General features: G+C 49.5%; 20 protein-coding genes. 14 read left to right on the top strand and 6 right to left on the bottom strand.

Features of this window, described 5'->3' with window-relative positions; genetic code table 11:
* Positions 1–28: 28 nt before the first annotated feature.
* Genes GA565_RS06380 through GA565_RS06395 form a run of 4 tightly spaced genes read left to right on the top strand, consistent with a single transcriptional unit; the run spans position 29 to position 3,978 of the window.
* Positions 29–703: a heavy metal response regulator transcription factor gene (locus GA565_RS06380; protein ID WP_152197791.1), complete on the top strand. Its 675-nt coding sequence runs from the start codon at positions 29–31 to the stop codon at positions 701–703.
* Positions 700–2,166, top strand: a complete 1,467-nt coding sequence (locus GA565_RS06385; protein ID WP_152197792.1) for a heavy metal sensor histidine kinase — start codon at positions 700–702, stop codon at positions 2,164–2,166. Before GA565_RS06380 ends, GA565_RS06385 begins: the two co-directional genes overlap by 4 nt.
* On the top strand, positions 2,153–2,809 hold the full coding sequence (locus GA565_RS06390) for a Qnr family pentapeptide repeat protein (RefSeq protein WP_370518022.1): 657 nt from the start codon (positions 2,153–2,155) through the stop codon (positions 2,807–2,809). Before GA565_RS06385 ends, GA565_RS06390 begins: the two co-directional genes overlap by 14 nt.
* Positions 2,810–2,835: 26 nt before the next feature.
* Positions 2,836–3,978 carry a DUF1615 domain-containing protein gene (locus GA565_RS06395; protein ID WP_152197793.1) on the top strand — a complete coding sequence of 381 codons (1,143 nt, stop codon included), beginning with the start codon at positions 2,836–2,838 and terminating at the stop codon, positions 3,976–3,978.
* Between the two features lie 49 nt (positions 3,979–4,027).
* Here GA565_RS06395 and GA565_RS06400 read toward each other — a convergent pair whose 3' ends face one another.
* Positions 4,028–4,297 carry a hypothetical protein gene (locus GA565_RS06400; RefSeq protein ID WP_226950916.1) on the bottom strand — a complete coding sequence of 90 codons (270 nt, stop codon included), beginning with the start codon at positions 4,295–4,297 and terminating at the stop codon, positions 4,028–4,030.
* A gap of 151 nt (positions 4,298–4,448) precedes the next feature.
* Between GA565_RS06400 and licT the strand changes: the two genes are divergently transcribed.
* The 5 genes from licT (at position 4,449) to GA565_RS06425 (ending at position 9,794) form a co-directional block, all read left to right on the top strand.
* Positions 4,449–5,309, top strand: coding sequence for a BglG family transcription antiterminator LicT (gene licT / locus GA565_RS06405; protein WP_152197794.1), 861 nt, complete (start codon positions 4,449–4,451; stop codon positions 5,307–5,309).
* A gap of 244 nt (positions 5,310–5,553) precedes the next feature.
* Positions 5,554–7,443: a PTS beta-glucoside transporter subunit IIABC gene (bglF, locus tag GA565_RS06410; protein WP_152197795.1), complete on the top strand. Its 1,890-nt coding sequence runs from the start codon at positions 5,554–5,556 to the stop codon at positions 7,441–7,443.
* Positions 7,444–7,458: 15 nt separating this feature from the next.
* On the top strand, positions 7,459–8,856 hold the full coding sequence (locus GA565_RS06415; protein ID WP_152197796.1) for a glycoside hydrolase family 1 protein: 1,398 nt from the start codon (positions 7,459–7,461) through the stop codon (positions 8,854–8,856).
* Between the two features lie 80 nt (positions 8,857–8,936).
* The gene (locus tag GA565_RS06420; RefSeq protein ID WP_226950917.1) at positions 8,937–9,374 is read left to right on the top strand and encodes an aspartate/glutamate racemase family protein; all 438 of its coding nucleotides are present in this window, start codon (positions 8,937–8,939) and stop codon (positions 9,372–9,374) included.
* Between the two features lie 177 nt (positions 9,375–9,551).
* The gene (locus GA565_RS06425) at positions 9,552–9,794 is read left to right on the top strand and encodes a hypothetical protein (protein WP_152197797.1); all 243 of its coding nucleotides are present in this window, start codon (positions 9,552–9,554) and stop codon (positions 9,792–9,794) included.
* 96 nt (positions 9,795–9,890) lie between these two features.
* Here the strand turns inward: GA565_RS06425 and GA565_RS06430 are convergent, their stop codons facing one another.
* From GA565_RS06430 to GA565_RS06445, 4 genes are all read right to left on the bottom strand, one after another.
* Entirely contained in the window at positions 9,891–11,258 is a 1,368-nt protein-coding gene (locus GA565_RS06430) for an L-serine ammonia-lyase (RefSeq protein ID WP_152201340.1), read from the bottom strand.
* Positions 11,259–11,299: 41 nt separating this feature from the next.
* Complete coding sequence (locus tag GA565_RS06435) at positions 11,300–12,592, bottom strand: HAAAP family serine/threonine permease (protein ID WP_152197798.1); 1,293 nt, start codon at positions 12,590–12,592, stop codon at positions 11,300–11,302.
* A gap of 447 nt (positions 12,593–13,039) precedes the next feature.
* Positions 13,040–13,294 (bottom strand): hypothetical protein, encoded by a 255-nt coding sequence (locus tag GA565_RS06440; protein ID WP_152197799.1) that lies wholly within the window; start codon positions 13,292–13,294, stop codon positions 13,040–13,042.
* 168 nt (positions 13,295–13,462) lie between these two features.
* Positions 13,463–14,725, bottom strand: a complete 1,263-nt coding sequence (locus GA565_RS06445) for an MFS transporter (RefSeq protein ID WP_152197800.1) — start codon at positions 14,723–14,725, stop codon at positions 13,463–13,465.
* A 437-nt stretch (positions 14,726–15,162) separates the two neighbouring features.
* On the opposite strand from GA565_RS06445, the gene GA565_RS06450 reads away from it, so the two are divergent.
* On the top strand, positions 15,163–16,008 hold the full coding sequence (locus GA565_RS06450) for a VOC family protein (protein ID WP_152197801.1): 846 nt from the start codon (positions 15,163–15,165) through the stop codon (positions 16,006–16,008).
* Between the two features lie 333 nt (positions 16,009–16,341).
* On the opposite strand, the gene GA565_RS06455 is transcribed toward GA565_RS06450, so the two are convergent.
* The gene (locus GA565_RS06455; protein WP_152197802.1) at positions 16,342–17,229 is read right to left on the bottom strand and encodes a LysR substrate-binding domain-containing protein; all 888 of its coding nucleotides are present in this window, start codon (positions 17,227–17,229) and stop codon (positions 16,342–16,344) included.
* Positions 17,230–17,333: 104 nt separating this feature from the next.
* Here GA565_RS06455 and GA565_RS06460 point away from each other — a divergent pair, with 104 nt between their 5' ends.
* The 4 genes from GA565_RS06460 to GA565_RS06475 all read left to right on the top strand — a co-directional run bounded on the left by GA565_RS06460 (position 17,334) and on the right by GA565_RS06475 (position 19,205).
* Positions 17,334–17,657 carry a carboxymuconolactone decarboxylase family protein gene (locus GA565_RS06460; RefSeq protein WP_055781417.1) on the top strand — a complete coding sequence of 108 codons (324 nt, stop codon included), beginning with the start codon at positions 17,334–17,336 and terminating at the stop codon, positions 17,655–17,657.
* A gap of 12 nt (positions 17,658–17,669) precedes the next feature.
* Positions 17,670–18,077 carry a tautomerase family protein gene (locus GA565_RS06465; RefSeq protein ID WP_152197803.1) on the top strand — a complete coding sequence of 136 codons (408 nt, stop codon included), beginning with the start codon at positions 17,670–17,672 and terminating at the stop codon, positions 18,075–18,077.
* A 10-nt stretch (positions 18,078–18,087) separates the two neighbouring features.
* Positions 18,088–18,636, top strand: a complete 549-nt coding sequence (locus GA565_RS06470) for a DUF4865 family protein (protein ID WP_152197804.1) — start codon at positions 18,088–18,090, stop codon at positions 18,634–18,636.
* A gap of 203 nt (positions 18,637–18,839) precedes the next feature.
* On the top strand, positions 18,840–19,205 hold the full coding sequence (locus GA565_RS06475) for a hypothetical protein (protein WP_055781428.1): 366 nt from the start codon (positions 18,840–18,842) through the stop codon (positions 19,203–19,205).
* Positions 19,206–19,297 lie beyond the last annotated feature (92 nt).

A 19,297-nucleotide genomic window follows, 5' to 3' on the forward strand; every position in this document is an offset into this window, starting at 1 on the left:
TCGGCCAGCATGGCAGAGGAGAAGTAGCGTGAGAATTTTGGTCATTGAAGATGAACCCAAAGCAGGTGAATACATGCGCAACGGTCTGACCGAGGCCGGCTATGTGGTTGATGTTGCAACCAATGGGCTTGACGGATTACACCTGGCGCAGGAGTTCCTCTATGACCTGATCCTGCTGGACGTGATGATGCCCGAGATGGACGGCTGGGAAGTGATGAGACGGCTTGATAAGCAGGTTAAAACGCCCGTACTTTTCCTCACGGCACGAGGCACGCTTGAAGACCGCCTTAAAGGACTCGATTTAGGGGCAGATGATTATCTGGTTAAACCGTTCTCTTTTGCCGAACTTCTGGCACGTATCCGGGTGGCTCTGCGCCGTGGGGGTCAGGCCAGGCAGGAGGAAGTTGTCGAGCTTGCAGACTTACAAATGGATATTCCCAAGCGACGTGTTATTCGGGCAGGAAATCGTATCAGTCTGACGAATAAAGAGTTTAATTTGCTCCAGCTATTTATGATGCACGAGGGGCAAGTGCTGTCGCGTTCGGCTATCGCATCGCGCGTGTGGGATATGAATTTTGACAGTGATACCAACGTGGTCGACGTTGCGGTACGTAGACTGCGACAGAAAATTGACGATCCTTTCGCAAACAAGCTGATCCACACCGTACATGGCGTGGGCTATCGCTGTGAAGATGAATCATGAAGCCTGCGTCCCCTTTGCCGGTGAGGCGTCGGCTCTCGTTAACGACTCGACTGTCGCTTATTTTTGCGCTGCTTTCGTTTGTGATTATCACACTGGTCGGTTTCACCCTTTATCGCACGCTGGAAAAGCAGCTCAGCATCCGTGATGACGGCGCGCTTCTTACGCGCGTTGAGCAAATTCGCACTCTGCTGCGCGATGAAGACGTGATCAACCTTATTCACGACAAACCCAAGCTTTTCGCCAATATGCTCGGCAACCATGAAGCGCTGCTGGTGTTGCGTTTTCCGGGACAACCCCCACTGATTGAGGTTAATCCTGGTCATTCTCCGGTACCGAATATTGCGCCGGTTCCCGCCGATGCGGATCTGACGCTGTCAGCGGTTCAGCACAGCATTGCTCAAAATGACACGCCTTTTATCTATGTTTCTGCCGCGGCAAAAACGTCTGACCAGCCACACCAGCTGGACATTATCAGTGGCAGGCTGATGACTGAGCGCACGCGTATTTTAGAAGTCTATCGTGAGCAAATAATTCTGTTGGCTATCGCAGCGGCAGCGCTTACCGCGTTTCTGGCCTATCTGATTGCACGACGAGGACTTAGCCCGCTGCGCCGACTGGCCGGTCAAACAGCGGAAATCGGTATTAAAAACTTGTCAGTGCGTATTAATAATGCGCAGGTGCCGCGTGAACTGTTAACGCTGATCGACGCTTTTAACCAAATGCTCGACCGTCTTGAAATCAGTTTTACTCAACTGAGCCAGGTTTCTGCTGACATGGCACACGACTTGCGTACGCCGATTGGTAACCTGCTCGGGCAAACTGAGGTCGCACTTGGTCAGCGACGCAGCGTGGAATATTATGAAAATCTGCTCGGCTCTAATTTTGAAGAGCTGCTTCGGTTGTCAAAAATGACCGACAATATGCTGTTTTTGGCTCGCGCAGAGCACGCGGACCACGCAATTGAACGCGGGGAGCTTCAGGTTGAAGACGAGTTTCAGCGGGTTGGTGAATATTTTGAAGGACCGGCCGACGAGCACGGCCTGCGAGTGAGCCTAAGCGGTGGCGGCAGTGTATGGGCCGATGCCAATTTATTGCGACGCGCGCTGGCTAATCTGCTTGCTAACGCGATACGCTATGCCGATACCGGCAGTGAAGTTTCTCTAATGGCCGAGCAAGAGCCTGGAGGTACGCGCATAAGTGTTATCAATTATGGACCTACGATCGCGCCGCAGCATCTGAGTCGACTGTTTGACCGTTTTTATCGCGCAGATGTTTCTCGCAGCACAACGGCACACGCCAGCGGGCTGGGATTATCGATTGTACGCAGTATTATGGGTTTGCATCAAGGAACCTGGCAGGTGAGCAGTCAGGATGGAATTACGCGATTTACCCTTTTTTTTCCGCTAAAAAAGCCAGCTTCAGGTTTGAAAAACGTCAACAAGGAACAGGATGATCGAAAATAAAACCTACAGTGACATGCGCATAGACGATGCGACTTTTAGCGGTGAAAAACTGCAAAACTGCCGTTTTATCCGCTGCGATTTTACCGGTGCAGATTTGGCGGAAACCGCATTTTCTGACTGTAGCTTTTACGACGATAGCCAGCAGATCGGCTGCAGATTTGAACGGGCTCAGCTGCGTGAAAGCAGTTTTATTCGCTGTGATCTAACCATGGCTAATTTTAAACATATTGACGCTATTGGCTGTGAAATTCGTGAATGTAAGGCATCTGGAGCCGATTTTCGCGGTGCCAGTTTTATGAATATGATCACCAGCCGATCTTATTTTTGCCGCGCCTATATGACCAAAAATAACTTTAGCTACGCCAACTTTCAGAAAGTGGTGTTGGAGAAGTGCGAACTGTGGGAGAACCGCTGGACCGGTGCAAATCTTCTGGGGGCAAATTTCAGCGGTTCGGATCTTTCGGGCGGAGAGTTCCACCAAATTGATTGGGCCACGGCTGACTTCACTCACTGTGATATTACAAATTCTGAACTGGGTGACTTAAATATACGCCGAGTAAACCTCGAGGGCGTCAAAATTGACATTTGGCAACAGTCACAACTATTAGAACGGATTGGTCTAATTGTGGTTGGCTCAGTTTAAAATTAATAAGACTCTTCAGGGATCCGATGACGCTTAACATCTCCACTATTCAATTAATTAGTCCCAGAATCTTTGGGCAGATACACGTAAAATTGCCGGTTTTCCCACTGCTTGGCTTTGCACTATTATTGCTGCTCGCAGGGTGCAGTACGCAAAAAACGGCCGAAAATGGCAAGCGTCCAGAGCAGGTGCGGGCGGATATTGTCAGTCTGATGCCTGCCAACGTGGCGGACAAGCAAGGGTGGGCGAAAGATATTAACACCGCCTTCACCACGCAAAAAATTGACCCTTCAAGAGACAATATCTGTGCCGTTTTGGCCGTCACCGAGCAGGAATCAAATTTTAATGCCAATGCACCGGTGCCTGGGCTGGGTAAAATTGCCTGGAAGGAAATAGACCGGCGCGCTGGCGAGGTGCATATCCCGGCTTTTCTGGTTCACACCGCGCTAAAAATTAATTCACCCAACGGCAAGTCCTACAGCGAGCGCTTGGACAATGTGCGCAGTGAAAAAGAGCTGAGTGCCATTTTCGATGACTTTATCGGCATGGTTCCTATGGGACAAAAACTGTTCGGCAATCTCAATCCGGTGCATACCGGCGGCCCGATGCAGGTCAGCATCGCCTTTGCCGAGTCAAAAGCCAAAGGTTATCCGTATCCGATAGACGGCAGCATTCGACGAGAAGTATTTAGCCGCCGCGGCGGGGTCTATTTCGGTATTGCGCATCTTCTTGGCTATCCGACCCACTACAGCCAAACCCTTTATCGTTTTGCCGATTACAACGCAGGGTTCTACGCCAGTAGAAACGCCGCATTCCAGCAAGCGGTGAGTCGTTTAACGGGGGTGCGTTTGGCGTTGGATGGCGACGTGGTGAGCTACAACGACAAGCCAGGCAAGACTGAAATGGCGGTTCGCAGGTTGGGGAAAAAGCTCGATCTTAGCGATTCGAATATTTCACGCGATTTAAGACTGGGGGAGTCGATAGATTTCGAAAAAACGCCGACCTGGCAGTTGGTGTTCGCCTTGGCTGATAAAACCGCCGGTAAATCCGTTGCGAGAGAGATGCTGCCGGGTATAGAACTTAATAGCCCGAAAATTACCCGCAAGCTCACCACCGCGTGGTTTGCTCGACGGGTTGATGAGCGCAGGCAGCGCTGTATGGCTAAGTAAGACAAGTAATTTCCCTGCAGTCAGCGTGCTGCAGGGATTTGAAAGGACGTTACAGCACGGTCGGCAGCAGGGAAGAGACGCAGTTCAGCACGTCGGTGCGGAATTTCTTCGATGCATCTTCGATTTCGCTCGCGTTGAGCGCCTCTTTCTCGCGCTCAACGAAGGTTTTCACGCCCGACGTAAAGCTATTTTCAAACTTTGTATTCATGGTATTGCCGACACTGCCAAACAAAATGCGCATAGCCGATACTTGAACCAGAAGTTCGCGGTTGACGCGCTCCAGTTGATCAATTCTTTGGATTAAATGTTCATCGCTCATTACAGCCTCCTGTTTAAAACACGCAAACCCTACCCCAATTTTACTCAATAAGAAACGAGTGCTCGCTTTTTCCCACGATTTACAAGAATAATAATCACCGTTCATCAGTGGGTTTTTAGGCGGATTTTGTGGTTTTAGGCTGGGTAAGATTATGAAAATTATAAAAATTCTAAATAATAATGCGGTGATTGCCGTCGACGTACATCTCCATGAACAAGTTATGATGGGGAAGGGGTTGGCGTTTCAAAAAAAGGTCGGTGAACTGCTTGATTCCGACAAGGTTGAAAAGGTTTTCTCACTGCGGGGGAATCCTTTGAATGCGAGGCTTAGCGAACTGCTGGCCGAAATTCCTCTTGATGTATTAACTACCACAGAGAAAATTATCGACCTGGCGCAGACTCGCCTTGGTGAGAAACTCGGCAATAATATATATATTGCTCTCACCGATCACTGCCATTTTGCTATCGAACGATTTAAGCAGGGGATAACGTTGCCAAATGCGTTGCTGTGGGATATCAAACGCGTTTATCACCGTGAGTTTGCAGTCAGTCTTGAGGCGCTTGATATTATCGAACATCGCCTCGGCGTAAGGCTACCTGAAGACGAAGCCGGATATATTGCCCAGCATCTGGTTAAGGGGCAGCTTAACGGTGAGATGTCTGAAGTAGTGAAAATAACGCAAATTATTCAGCAAATCATGCATATTGTGAAGTATCAACTTCGTCTTGATTACCGCGAAGAAACTCTGAGCTATCACCGTTTCATTACCCATTTGAAATTTTTTGCCCAGCGCATGCTCAGCAAAAATTTGGTTCACAGTGACGATGAATCCCTGCACGATGAGGTTAAAAACCTGTACCCACAAGCTTGGCTTTGTGTGTTGAAAGTGGAACATCATATTCAGAAAAATTATCACTATGCGTTGAGTAAAGAGGAAAAAATGTTTCTCGCTATCCACGTTGAGCGTGTGCGTAAAGAAACGCTGAATCAGAACAACAGCACTGGCGACTAATTCGGGATCCTGTTCACAAAACCAGAACGCCAAAGATTTACCGCCTTGAGTAAACGCGTCTCAAAGGGCATGCTGCTTCTGAAATTTAGGATTGTTACTGGAAAGCAGGCAAAACCTAAACCGATTTTTTGTTATCGCCTTTTGGGCGAGTAACAGGGCATCGGTTTAGGTTTTTTTTTGGCCTGAATTCCATAGGTGACGTGTGGCGGGGCATAGCCTTTTTGCAGAGTTAATGGATAAGAATATGAAATTAAATGAATTAGCTACTGAGGTGTTGGCAAAGGTTGGTGGGGCAGAAAATGTCATTAGCCTGGTTCATTGCGCCACGCGCCTGCGTTTTAAACTGCGTGACAGCAGCAAAGCGCAAACCCTGGCATTAAAAAATACGCCCGGCATTATCATGGTGGTTGAGAGCGGCGGTCAGTATCAAGTCGTGGTTGGCAACGAGGTAAGCCAGGTTTATGAGCTGATCGCATCCCATCTTGGTGGTGATGCATCCGAGCAGCAGTTTGCTGAGCCAGCGGGAAACGAAGGTTTTTTTGCACGCTTTATCGACATCATTTCCGCAATCTTCACCCCGTTTATTAGCCTGCTTATCGCCGGAGGGATGCTTAAAGGCTTGCTCTCGGTAGCCCTGGTGGCAAGCTGGCTGACGACGCAAAACGGTACCTACCAGATCCTGTTTGCCGCCAGCGATGCGATGTTCTACTTCTTGCCACTTTTTCTTGGCTACACGGCCTGCAAAAAATTTAAGGGCAATCCCTTCATTGGCATGGCGATTGGTGGCGCGCTGGTCCATCCGTTGATGATCGCAGCTTTTACCGCCTCGCAAATGCCCGGTGCGCAGCCGCATCATTTTCTTGGGCTACCGGTAATTTTGATTAATTATAGTTCGTCGGTTATTCCGATTATTTTTGCCTGCTGGCTGTCGGCGTGGCTTGAGCGGCTAATTTATCTTCGGCTGCCAAGTGCAGTACGCAATTTTATCACCCCGCTGATTTGCATCGTGGTGGCCGTACCCCTGACATTCCTGCTGATTGGCCCTGCCGCAACGTGGGTGAGTAAAATGCTCGCCTTGGGTTACGAACTGCTTTACGGCTTTAATTCAGCCATTGCCGGTATGCTAATGGGGGGCCTGTGGCAGGTTTGTGTCATCTTTGGCGTCCACTGGGGCATGGTGCCTATCATGATGAATAACATAAGTATAACGGGTCACGACACACTGATCCCGCTGCTGGTTCCTGCCATTTTTGGGCAGGTTGGCGCCACCTTAGGCATATTTTTACGCACTAAAAATGCACAGTTGAAAGGTAGCGCAGGATCGGCATTAGTGGCTGGGATTTGTGGAATTACCGAACCTGCTGTCTACGCGATTACTTTGCCCAACCGACGCGCCTTTGTTTTTGGTTGTCTCTGCGGCGCAGCGGGAGCAGGCGTAGTCGGCTATTTTCACAGTGCGGTGTATTCGTTTGGTTTCGCCAGCATTTTCACCCTCACACAGCTTATTCCACCTACGGGTTACGATTTCACGGTAACTGCCGCCATTATTGGCTTGTTAGTTTCTCTGACGCTTTCAACGCTGCTGACCTATTTCTTTGCGCGAGTTAATGCGCCCAAAACGGTTCCCTGTGCCGATAGCGCGGTGGACGCATCGTTAACACAAACGCATGGGCAGGTTGAGCGGGAGACTATCACCAGTCCGATGCAGGGCAGGTTGAAGCCATTGACACAAATAGACGATCCCATTTTTTCCGGAGGATTATTGGGTAAAGGCGCATTTATTACGCCATCCCAAGGTCGCGTAGTGTCACCCGTTGACGGAACAGTGGCCTCATTGTTCAAGACGTTTCACGCCATCGGACTGGAGTCATCGGGCGGCGCCGAAGTATTGATTCACGTCGGCATTGATACCGTCAAACTCGATGGAAAATATTTCACTCCGCACGTGGCTGAAGGCGACGAAGTCGTTCGCGGCCAACTGCTGCTGGAATTTGATGCTGACGCCATTCGCGCGGCCGGATATAGCCTTGATACGCCGATTCTCATCACCAATAGTGATGATTTTAGCGACGTTATTGTCTCTGATGTCAGCGATGTTGAAGAAAATACCCCTTTATTGACCTTGGTCCGTTAAAACAGGAGAAAGACGATGAGCCAACAGTTTCCAAATAATTTCTTATGGGGCGGCGCGGTTGCCGCCAATCAGGTTGAAGGCGCTTATTTGACCGATGGCAAAGGCCTTTCCACCTCCGACGTGCAGCCAAAAGGTATTTTTGGCGGTGTGGTTGAGCGCGTGGCCGGAGACAAAGGAATTAAAGATGTCGCGATTGATTTTTATCATCGCTATCCGCAAGACATTAAGCTGTTTGCCGAGCTGGGGTTTAGCTGTCTGCGTACCTCAATTGCCTGGACGCGCATTTTTCCGCAAGGCGACGAGCTCGAGCCTAACGAAGCCGGTCTGGCATTCTACGACCGGTTGTTTGACGAAATGGCAAAATACAACATCACGCCACTGGTTACGTTGTCGCACTATGAAATGCCATATGGGCTGGTGATTAATCACGGTGGTTGGGGAAGCCGTCAAACCATTGAATTTTTCGAACGCTACGCGCGGACCGTATTCCAGCGCTATCAGCATAAAGTGAAACATTGGCTGACGTTTAATGAAATTAACATGTCGCTGCACGCGCCGCTGACCGGCGTGGGTCTGCCAGAAAACAGCAGCCAGCAAGCCATATATCAGGCCATTCACCATCAGTTGGTTGCCAGTGCAAAAGCCGTTAAAGCCTGTCACGAGATTATTCCTGATGCAAAAATCGGCAATATGCTGTTGGGTGGACTGCTTTATCCGTTAAGTAGCAAACCCGAAGACGTGATGGAAACTCTGCAGCAGAATCGCGAATGGCTATTTTTTGGTGACGTTCAGGTTCGCGGGAGTTATCCGGCCTATATGAAACGCTTTTTCGCCGATCGTGGCATAGAGATTACTATCACCGTCGAAGACAGAGCAGCGCTGAAATCGACAGTCGACTTTATCTCTTTCAGCTATTACATGACCGGCTGCGTAACCACCGATGAAGAGCTGAATAAGAAAGCGCGAGGCAACATTCTTTCTATGGTGCCTAACCCACACCTGCCTAGCTCCGACTGGGGATGGCAGATTGATCCGCAGGGTATTCGTATCCTGATGAATGAACTTTACGACCGCTATCAGAAACCATTATTTATCGTAGAGAACGGGTTGGGTGCATACGATAAACCTAACGCTGACGGCACAATCAATGATGATTACCGTATTGCCTATCTCAATGATCATTTGGTGCAGATTGGCGAAGCTATTGCCGACGGTGTTGAAGTCTTGGGTTATACCAGTTGGGGGCCGATCGACCTGGTCAGTGCCTCAAAAGCCGAGTTCTCCAAGCGCTATGGTTTTATTTACGTTGACCGCGATGATGAGGGCAACGGCACGCTGGAGCGTCGTCGTAAGAAAAGCTTCTATTGGTATCAAGATATTATCCAAAGCAACGGTGCCTCCCTAAAGCGTTAAACCTGCGCACTACTCATCGGCGTGAGCGTGCGCCGGTGAGTTCCCTACATAACTTTTGTACCGCGACACCCTGTCTACACATGCGCACTGAAAATCAGCGTATATCTTCCCTCGAACAGACTTTAGGTTATGATTCATACAGCGCGTTGAGTCATGCGTTTACGCGCATCATGTCTTGCTGTGAGCAAGCGCTTACCTTTAGCCACAGCGTTGGCGTGATAGGTATAGAACCCCGCGCGCCCGAAGTATTCTATGAAATTCTACACGACAAACTGCGTACCTACCGAAAGCCGAAAGGGGTGAACCGCACCCACGATATTCATACCGAAGCAGGAAAATCGGCGATCATCGAAGCCGTTTTAGCCTGTGAAAAAGAGGGTGCTAAGGTCATTGCACTGGCCTGTACCGGCATGGCAACGACGGACGTTGCTGCGCTGGTTGCGCCTCACACTACTCTGCCGATTATTAATCCGGTGCTGGCGGCCGGTATTTCGGTGAGGAAATTACTCAACAGCTAGCGCAGAGGGGCGACTGTTTGCGTGGAGAAAAATCGCGCCAGTCACGCATCAAGGGTGACGATAAGCAGAGCAGGAATTGTTAAATCTTATTTGGCCAGAGGCGTATTATCAGAAATATCCCCTTGCAGAGCTAACGCCGTTTTAAACGAGTGCCGGAGATAAGCGCCGGGAAAGGGGATGAAACAACAAGCCTTGCCTAAACAGCAGGGCTTTTTGACGTCTGTCGATGAGCAAAATAAGATTACAGTAAACAAGCCTGAAAAATGGGCAAAAAAAAGCCCGCTTGGGAGCGGGCAAAATAACAGGGGTACTACAGGGTTTCTACACAACAGGGTTCTACAGATTTACACAGGGACATCACTTTCTCTCGATGGATTTAAGATACCAAACCCAATGTATGGTTTTGTCATCGTCCGGTAAGGTTAAGAATCGATATGTAAAGCGTTGCATTGACACGATGGAAAGTAAAAAGGCTTACTTTTCAAGGTAAGCCTTTATGCTGTTTAGCAGGGAAAGTCAGTGGCAGGGAAGGATTTTCAATGCCAGTCCGCCGAGGGACGTTTCGCGGTATTTAGCATTCATATCTTTGCCCGTCTCGTACATTGTTTCAATCACCTGATCGAGACAAACCTGCGGTTTACAGGTGCGTCGCAGCGCCATTCGTGAAGCATTGACCGCCTTCACTGAAGAAATGGCGTTGCGTTCGATACAAGGAACCTGAACCTGACCCGCAACTGGGTCACAGGTCAGTCCCAGATGATGCTCCATGGCAATTTCCGCCGCGCTAAACACTTGAACGGTGTTACCGCCTAGCAGTTCAGTCAGGCCCGCCGCCGCCATTGAACAGGCAACGCCAACTTCTCCCTGGCAGCCTACCTCGGCGCCAGAAATTGAGGCATTCATCTTGAACAATGCGCCAACGGCTCCGGCGGCAAGGAAGAAGCGTGCGCTGGCATCGGTACTCAGCGGTCGAATAAACTGATCGTAATACGTCAATACCGCGGGAATAATGCCGCAGGCGCCGTTGGTAGGGGCAGTGACTACGCGACCCCCGGCTGCATTTTCTTCATTCACCGCCATCGCGTACATGTTTATCCAGTCAACGACGCCCATCGGATCGATACTGTTTTTGCCCTGAGTGACTAAAATATTTCGCAGCGCGGCTGCACGTCGCCTGACCTTCATTGGACCCGGAAGCAGGCCCTCGGTGTGGATCCCGCGCTCGATGCCTTCACTCATCACCTGCCAAATAGCCGAAAAATGAGCATCAATGGCCGATTTATCATTCAGCGCCAGCTCATTTTTCATCATCACGCTCGAAAGTGACAGCCCAGACTCATCGCAGTGGCGCTGCAAATCGGCGGCTGAGTTGAACGGATAAGGCACGCACGGCGCATCAGAGTGCGTGAGGCCAAACTCGGCATCGGTAACCACAAAACCGCCACCGATGGAGTAATAAGTCTGCGTGTGTAGCAAGGTATTGTGGTTAAACGCGCGGATGGTCATACCGTTTTCATGACGCGGTAAATTGTCGTCATGAAAACGCATTCCATCCGGCAAAGCAAAGTCTACCTCTTTATTGGCGCTGGCGAGAGGCAGGCGACCGTTCTGCCGTACCTGAGCAATAAAAGGGCTGATGCCGTCAATATCTACGGTGTCAGGTTGGTTGCCGGCCAAACCCATAATAATGGCGACATCTGTGTGGTGCCCTTTACCGGTCAGTGACAAGGAGCCATAGACGTCAACCTGCAGGCGCGTTGTGGTCTCCAGCAAACCGCACGAGGCGAGCTCATCGATAAACGCTTTTCCTGCTTTCATTGGACCCACGGTATGTGAGCTTGAAGGTCCGATACCAATCTTAAAAATGTCGAATACGCTGATCATCATGGGCCCCTTGACCGTATTGTTTATAAACGGATTACGAATTAACCGACCAGGCTATAAACAATCGCAGACATGGCAACCAGACCCACGAGCACGACAAAAATATTGCTGATGTGACCACCGTACTTTCTCATCGCCGGTACTTTACGAATAGCGTACATCGGCATCAGGAACAGCAGCATGGCAATAATCGGGCCGCCAAGCGTTTCAATCATGCCAAGAATGCTTGGGTTCCAGGTGGCAATTGCCCACGTCGTCAGCAGCATGAAAACGGCCGTTACGCGATTCATTTTCGCCAGACTGATGGTTTTACCGCGGGAGCGCAGCGATTTGGTTACCAGGCCATTAAAACCTTCACGCGCCCCAAGATAGTGGCCGAGGAAAGATTTTGTGATGGCAATAAAGGCAATAACCGGTGCGATATAGGCGATAACCGGCGTTTGGAAATGGTTGGCAAGGTAGGAAAGAATTGAGATGTTTTGCTGCTTGGCTTCCATCAGGTCTGCCGGGGAAAGGCTGAATACACAGCTAAACACGAAGAACATGACGGTCACAACCATCATCAGCGTACTAAAGGTCAGAATTTTAGAACATTTCTTCTCGGCTTCATCACCATATTCCTGACGTTTTGCAACCGCAAATGATGAAATAATTGGCGAGTGGTTAAAGGAGAAAACCATCACTGGAATAACCAGCCACAGCGTCATCAACATCCCTTTTCCCACGCCATTAGTGGTGGCAGAGGCGTGGTCAAAAATAGAAGCATTCCAGTGTGGAATAAGGTAAAGAGACAAAGCCACTAAAACAATAACAAATGGATAAACAAGAATACTCATTGCTTTAACAATAAGGTGTTCACCAAAGTGAACCAGCGTCATCAGGCCCAGAATTAATATCAGCGCTAATAGGGCTCTTGGCGGAGCATTCATATGCATTTGGTGAGTGATGAAAGTTTCGACAGTATTGGTAATAGCCACGCTATAAACCAATAAAATAGGATAAATAGCAAAGAAATAGAGCAGTGTAATGAGCTTACCTGCCGAAATACCAAAATGTTCTTCAACGACTTCGGTAATATCCTGACCGGCATTTTTGCCAGAAAGAACAAAGCGGGTTAAACCTCGGTGAGCAAAAAAGGTCATGGGGAAGGCGAGAATGACCATAATAATCAGTGGGATAAGCCCACCAATGCCCGCATTTATTGGCAGGAATAATACCCCCGCGCCAATGGCCGTGCCGTACAGGCCCAGCATCCACATGGTATCCGTTTTGCGCCATGCACCTGCTCTTTCAACGCTTTCGGTTGCAAGAATATCAACTTGAGAATTACTCATAAAACCTCTGGTGAACAAAATTAAGTCATCTCAAATAGAGAGACTACGTCACAATATTAAAAAATGTCGCCAGGGAAGGGACAGATTTTGGATGGCGTGATGGTACTCATGAGGAGTAGGAATGTCCGTGATTTGGATCACCTAAAGATTAATATATGGAGTTTATCGTACTTGTACGATAAATAAACTATCCGAGAGGTGATATAAGGATTAATTAACGAGTTCGTCATTTCTTTTGCCATGCAGGGTGCTGAAAATATTCAAATTAGAATAGCATAAACATTATTTTGCTTAAATTAAGACGCGGTATTACAGCGTGAATACCTTCGGAAAAATATTATAGGCCGGTGAGAACGGGAAGACTGGAGGGAGGGATTAATGGGGGAGTACGCTGAATCAACTGCTAAAAATATCAGCTGATTCAGTTTTTTGCCGAGGGCGAGTCTATTATTTAAGCAGTTCGTTATTGCCAAATAATTTATTGCTGTCGCTGCTTTGCAGGCTCGTCAAGCAAGGGTTGCTCGATTGATTAGCGGGTTGTTCTGGTATGTTAATCATATCGTGATTGCCTGCGTGGACGTTAAACGAAGCGTGTTCCACACAAGGTTGCGCCACGCTGCTCAGCGGGATTTCTGCCGCCTGAACGCCCAACGCCGCGCTGGAAAGTAACAGGGCGGCTAGAATACTTTTACTGCTGATCATGTTAAATGTGTCCGAAAATCTTCAGGTAAATAGCTGTCGAACCTCTCATCACGGATGCGGAGGTGAAGCTTTTTAAGGGTTTTAAGTGTGCAGAAGCTTAAGGCTGACGATAGAAAACGGGAGCCAATGGCTCCCGTTTACCGTTCATGAAAGGGTCAGAACATCGGTCTACACATGTTGGAGCGTATTCTGCTCTTGAATCTCTTTATTGGGTAGGCGAATCGTGGCAGAAATCGCAAGTGAGATAATTAATAGCACAGTAATGAAGCTGAAGGTCACGACAAATCCCCCAAACAGCGAAGCTATCAGTGAGCCTAATACGCTGCCAATACCGAAGCCGAGATACAGCAGCCCATAGTTTTTGGTCAGGTTGTTAAGGCCGAAGAAATCGCTGACCAGTGACGGATAAACGGTGATTGTGCCGCCAAAGCTGAAGGCAACGCAGGCAACAGAGGCAAAGAAGGTGGCTTCATTCATATGGGTGAAGAGCAGAATACTCATACCCACCAGAGAAATAACCTGCGCAATCGAGATAACGCGAATACGGGCTATTTTATCGGAAAGCACGCCCAGCACCAGTCGGCCGCTGAGGTTGGCGATGGCAATGACGGTAACGGCGTTGGCCGCGGTCACTGCACTAAGGTGAACCAGCCCCTGGCCAATGTCTTTTGCTACGCCGATAACGTAGAGGCCGCTCATGCAGGCAGTCAGAAACATCAGCGCCAGCATCCAATATTGGGGTACGCGAATCGCCTGGGCCAGACTAAAATCACGCGGTTGTTCGATGTGGTTGTTCACGATTTTGACTTCCTGCTTCGGCGCATCCGTCATCATCAGGCCGCCGATGATAATCATCGTCATGGCCAGCAATCCCCAAATGATGAAGGTATTTTCCAGCGTGCCGATACTCAGCAGGTAACCGCAGATGAACTTGAAGCCAAGACTGCCCAGTCCGTAGGCGCCGATAGCGCAGGCCGAAACCACGCCTTTGCGCTCAGGGAACCATTTTACACAGTTTGACAGTGACATCAGATAACCGGCACCGTCCGCCAGGCCAACGAGCACGCCAGCGCTGAGATAAAGCATCATCAGGTTGTTGGAGTGGGCAGTCAGGAAAAAGCCCACGGCCATTAATACTCCGGCACCGAGGGTGACATTGCGCACGCCAAAACGTTCTTGCAGTTTACCTGCGACGGAAGAGGCGACGGCCAGTCCCAGGCTCAGCAGACCAAATGAGAACGCAACGCGGCTGATAGGCTCGTCGAGTTTGGTAGACAGCTGACCGTTAAACAGGCTCCAGGTATAAACCGATCCCAAAGCAAACATAGTGATGATAGTGCCTATCAAGGTCATCCAGCGGGTGCGATTAAGATTGGGCGTTGCAGCAATGTGTGCTGCACTTGCATTTTTGAAGCCTGATTTATCACTCATAGTGGGTTCTCCCGAGCGAGACTGATTCAATTAGATTGACGCTATGATAAGTCTTAATCAGGAGACTGAACCGATTCAGGCATGAAATGCCCGGTGAGTGGAATGAAGTGCATTAATCGCGGTATGAATGGCCTAAAAGCGGAGTAAAATGCCTCTAAAACGCGTCGAAAGTCCCTTTTGCAGCCCGCGTGTTGCCTGGGTTTAGTTGATCTAAATCACAATTTGGTCAGTTATATTTCGTGGCGCACAGCGCATCAATAGCTTGACCGGCTGAATAAGCAAATCGTCATCACTCATGGGGAGAGGTTGTGATGAGATAAATGGAGGTGTTTATCTCAAAAAAGGGAATGGTTTTGCTGAAAACTTCGTTCTTGAAAACCCTTCTTCTCTTTATCCTGCTTTCTATCGCTTACTAATATGATAGAAGAGAGTGTTATATGTCTTCCCTTACTCCGCATCTCGACCACGTAGTTATCAACGTTGCTGACGGCCTCGATCAGTCACAGCTATTGTTTCGTCGACTGGGTTTCAGCCTGACTTCACGGGGGCATCACTCCCTAGGCTCAAGCAATCACCTGGCAATTTTTAATGATAACTATCTGGAGCTGCTGGGTTATGAAGACCGCGCAAATTTGCAGCGCAAGGATTTATGGCAGGCCCCGCTTGGCTTGAACGGACTGGTGTGGAAGACGCAGGATGCCGGCGAGGTTTATCAGCATCTTACTCAGCAACGGCTGGCAGACACGCCGCCCAAGGCTTTTTTCCGTCCAGTAAAATTGAACGATGGAACTGAACCGAATGCACGATTCCAAACTGTGCCGGTGGCTGCTTCGCGCATTGCACACGGCAGAAGCTTCTTTTGCCAGCATCTCACGCCGGAGTTGGTTTGGCGCGCAGAGTGGCAGTCTCACCCAAACGCGGTATCGCACATCAGTGAGTTTGTTATTTCAGCTACTGATATCCAGCAGGCTGCGCAGGTTTATGTTGAGATTTTTGGAGCAGAATATCTTGATAACGTTGATGAAGAGGAAATAACGCTGCGCGCCGGACGCGCAAAAGTGCGATTTGTCAGCCCACAGAAGGCACTTTCTGGCTGGGGTGTTTCGCCAGAGGAGGAGTCTCAGGAGGCCAAAATGATCGCACTCGGTTTCGCCACTCACTCCCTGGAGGCGGCACGCCAAAGCCTGCAGCGCGGCGAGATTCATGTCGAAGACGATGGTCAAAAAATTGTGCTGCAGGTAGGGCATGGACTGGGACTAACGTTAACATTTAGTGAGCAATGATCGGGAAGTGTAAAAGGTGAAACTTCCACGAAGGGCATCGGTCCAAAAGTCACAATATCACTTTTGGACAATTTCAGGCGGCTCACACGATGCTTACTTTTAGCAAAATATCGATGATTGCTTTGGTTTTTATGATTCTTAATGGTTGTACGATGCAAAGTGATTCTGGTGATACCAACGTTCAGGCGCACGGCACCCTCAGTGCGGGGACGGCGATAAGATAAACACCCCTTCGTGATGGGGAGATCCCGTCAATGATTTTGGCGGAGACTAAGCTAAATCTCCTCCCTCAATTTTGCGGGAGGGTCAGGGCGGGGGAATTGGGCTACATGTTCATCTCGAAAACTGCAGTGGGAAAAGTTCACGGATGGTTTGCTGCAAGTAGTCCGTTGCCGGTGTCAGTTGGCTAGTGGACTGATGCAGCATGATGCCAATATCGCCCACTTCGGGTAACGATGAGGCCTCGAGGTAGCGAAGGGGAGCGGGCATGCCCATTTCGGTGCGCAATGTAATGCCTAATCCGGCAGTTGCGGCTGCCCAAATACCGCCCAGACTGCGGCTGGTGAAAGCAATTCGCCACGGGATGCCGGCTCTGTCCAGCGCCGCAGTTGCCGCATTTCGCATGATGCAGGGGGCTTCAAACACCAGCAGTGGCAGCGGAGTATTACTGTCCAAAAATGTATTCACATTGAATTGTGCATCGCCAATCCAGCGCAGCGGCAATTTGCCTAAAGGTTGACTAAAAGGCGTGCTGTCGTCACTTTGCCAGCTGAGTGCGAGGTCCAGTTCATTTTGTTTAATGCCGGTGAGCAGCGGCAGATTTCTGCTGACGCTGGCTGAAATTTGTACATTGGGATGAGCGCGAGCGAACTTGCCGAGAATGGCAGGAAGCAGAACTTCTCCAAAATCCTCCTGCAACCCAAGACGCACTTCACCGCCCACTGCGCTGGCCGTCATCGCCGCGCATGCTTCATCATTCAAACTCAACAGCCTGCGGGCATATCCCAGCAGGATCTCTCCGCGTTCTGTCAGCGCCAAATGCCGTCCAGACTTTTGCACCAGCGCCGCGCCCGCCTGCTGTTCTAGTTTCTTAAGCTGAGCGCTGATAGCCGAGGTTGAGCGCCCAAGCCGTTCGGCGGCAAGCACAAAACTGCCCAGCTCAATACCCGTGACGAAGCTTCTTAAGGCCTCGGCATCAAAAGTTAGCGGTCTTTTTGCCATTTTAATAATCCTGCATTTTGGGATTAACACTGCTGATATTTCTGATTTTATAAACCATCATAGGCGTTTATCTTCTTCATTACACCCTTGAAGAGGAATTTCCCATGAGTCGTACTACGCCGTTAACCATCAATCGCGAAACCTTGTTACAGATTGCCCCCAAGCTGGCACAGCTGAGTGAAGACGTATTGTTTGGTGATGTCTGGCAACGCAGCGAGCTGTCGGCGCGCGATCGCAGCTTGATTACCGTGAGTGCGCTGGTCGCGCTGTCGCGCACTGAGCAACTGCCTTATCACCTACAGTTGGCTAAAAAAAATGGCGTGACCCATGATGAAATCGTTGAGCTTATTACCCACCTGGCTTTTTACTCAGGCTGGCCAACTGCCGCCTCGGCATTGACCGTTTTCGCTAATTTAGCGGCCGATTAACAGGAGGGAATTATGCCTATCACCCGCATTTCACTGCCTCGGCAGCGGCTCAATCAGTGGCAAAGCGCCATTTCCAGTGCGCTGCAGCAGGCGCTGGAAAGCCGTTTTAACGTGCCAGCTGGCGACTGTTTTCAGCTTTTTGACTGTTATGATCCTGAGCTGCGGGTCATTGACCGACATTACCTGTGTGGAGCAGAAGCGGGGCGCAGCGAAGACTATTTACTGTTTCAAATTACCGCTGGAAAGCCGCGCAGCACCGAACAAAAGCAGGCGCTATATTCACGATTAGTCGAGCTTTTGCAGGCTTCTATCGGCATCAGGGCGCAGGATGTGATGGTGGTTGTGAGCTTTACCGAGCCTGAGGACTGGTCGTTCGGCAGTGGCGAAATGTTCCAACTCTCCAGTATCCCAACGCGCTAGGAGGCTAAACATGCTTGCGATGCAATACAGTTTTACGCTGCCCGCCGACTACGATATGGCGATTATTGAGCGAAGAATTGCAGAAAACGGCCATCGGTTGGACGGATTTCCGGGTTTGTTGTTTAAAACGTACCTTTATGCACGCCAGACCTGCCCGCTTACCGGCAGTAAGGAAAATGTCTATGCGCCTTTCTATCTTTGGCAAGACGCCGACAGCATGCACCAATTTTTGCTTGGTGCCGGGTTTGAGGCATTAACCCGGGCGTTTGGCTGGCCTCAGGTGAAAGTTTATCCGGTGCTAGCCGCTTCGCTTGCAGACAATCTCGACCAGGCAAAGTTTGCCACTCGTCAATTTGAGCCGATTGAACGCTATAGCTCACTCACGTCCTTGAGCGATTCGCCGGCGCTAGACGGCGCACTGGCGCAGGTGGTGGCATGGGATACCCAAAACTGGCAGCTTATGCGCATCAGTCTATGGCAAACCTTGCGGCAAAAAAGTGACACGTCGAGTCAAAACTATCAGGTTGGCCATATTTCCCTGCCTGCGCAACGACCCTGAAAACGCGTCCTGCGCGAGACGTAAAGGGATTATTTGCAATCCTTCTTTATAGCGATATTTTATTGCTGCCCGCACGAAAAAAGTGCGGGCTTTTATTATCACGCTAAGCATTGAATAAATTATGACTATTTCTTTGCCGACTACTTTCTATAATATTGCCAAGTGATAGGATGTGGCTCACTTTTCTTAGTTGGGATTTTTCAATGGCCAGGCTCGTCGCTTTCATTGCGGTATTACTGACTTTTACATCTTGTTCAGCGTTTGCAGTGACAAACTATAAATGTGTTTTGACCCACAGCATCCAGCGCCCCGACGGCGATGACTCGGCTGAAGTCTTGAATAAAGACGCGCGGGTAGCAGACGCCGGTAATACCTTTACCGCCTATCCTGATAACAGCAGAACCATTACCAGCCCTGAACTGACCGATATTATCGGCCAGAATAATCAGCCGATGAAGGCGGGAACGGCTAATCATCTGATGTATATTCACGTGCAAAACAGTTTTGTCATCGCCAATGAAACGGAAGGTTTTATCTACGGTGACTGTATCAAAATAGAAGACAAGTAAGCTCCGCGCGCCTCAACCCCATAATTCATGGATTGAGGCTGTTATCCCCCTGCAGTCACTTTCCTGAAGCATTCATAACTTTAAATCCTGCT

Source organism: Rouxiella sp. S1S-2 (assembly GCF_009208105.1).
Lineage (GTDB): Bacteria > Pseudomonadota > Gammaproteobacteria > Enterobacterales > Enterobacteriaceae > Rouxiella.

Coding starts and splice junctions, on each gene's coding strand:
- GA565_RS06385 (WP_152197792.1), top strand. CDS start 700: ATGAAGCCTGCGTCCCCTTTGCCGGTGAGGCGTCGGCTCTCGTTAACG.
- GA565_RS06390 (WP_370518022.1), top strand. CDS start 2,153: ATGATCGAAAATAAAACCTACAGTGACATGCGCATAGACGATGCGACT.
- GA565_RS06395 (WP_152197793.1), top strand. CDS start 2,836: ATGACGCTTAACATCTCCACTATTCAATTAATTAGTCCCAGAATCTTT.
- GA565_RS06400 (WP_226950916.1), bottom strand. CDS start 4,297: ATGAGCGATGAACATTTAATCCAAAGAATTGATCAACTGGAGCGCGTC.
- licT (WP_152197794.1), top strand. CDS start 4,449: ATGAAAATTATAAAAATTCTAAATAATAATGCGGTGATTGCCGTCGAC.
- bglF (WP_152197795.1), top strand. CDS start 5,554: ATGAAATTAAATGAATTAGCTACTGAGGTGTTGGCAAAGGTTGGTGGG.
- GA565_RS06415 (WP_152197796.1), top strand. CDS start 7,459: ATGAGCCAACAGTTTCCAAATAATTTCTTATGGGGCGGCGCGGTTGCC.
- GA565_RS06420 (WP_226950917.1), top strand. CDS start 8,937: ATGCGCACTGAAAATCAGCGTATATCTTCCCTCGAACAGACTTTAGGT.
- GA565_RS06425 (WP_152197797.1), top strand. CDS start 9,552: ATGAAACAACAAGCCTTGCCTAAACAGCAGGGCTTTTTGACGTCTGTC.
- GA565_RS06430 (WP_152201340.1), bottom strand. CDS start 11,258: ATGATCAGCGTATTCGACATTTTTAAGATTGGTATCGGACCTTCAAGC.
- GA565_RS06435 (WP_152197798.1), bottom strand. CDS start 12,592: ATGAGTAATTCTCAAGTTGATATTCTTGCAACCGAAAGCGTTGAAAGA.
- GA565_RS06440 (WP_152197799.1), bottom strand. CDS start 13,294: ATGATCAGCAGTAAAAGTATTCTAGCCGCCCTGTTACTTTCCAGCGCG.
- GA565_RS06445 (WP_152197800.1), bottom strand. CDS start 14,725: ATGAGTGATAAATCAGGCTTCAAAAATGCAAGTGCAGCACACATTGCT.
- GA565_RS06450 (WP_152197801.1), top strand. CDS start 15,163: ATGTCTTCCCTTACTCCGCATCTCGACCACGTAGTTATCAACGTTGCT.
- GA565_RS06455 (WP_152197802.1), bottom strand. CDS start 17,229: ATGGCAAAAAGACCGCTAACTTTTGATGCCGAGGCCTTAAGAAGCTTC.
- GA565_RS06460 (WP_055781417.1), top strand. CDS start 17,334: ATGAGTCGTACTACGCCGTTAACCATCAATCGCGAAACCTTGTTACAG.
- GA565_RS06465 (WP_152197803.1), top strand. CDS start 17,670: ATGCCTATCACCCGCATTTCACTGCCTCGGCAGCGGCTCAATCAGTGG.
- GA565_RS06470 (WP_152197804.1), top strand. CDS start 18,088: ATGCTTGCGATGCAATACAGTTTTACGCTGCCCGCCGACTACGATATG.
- GA565_RS06475 (WP_055781428.1), top strand. CDS start 18,840: ATGGCCAGGCTCGTCGCTTTCATTGCGGTATTACTGACTTTTACATCT.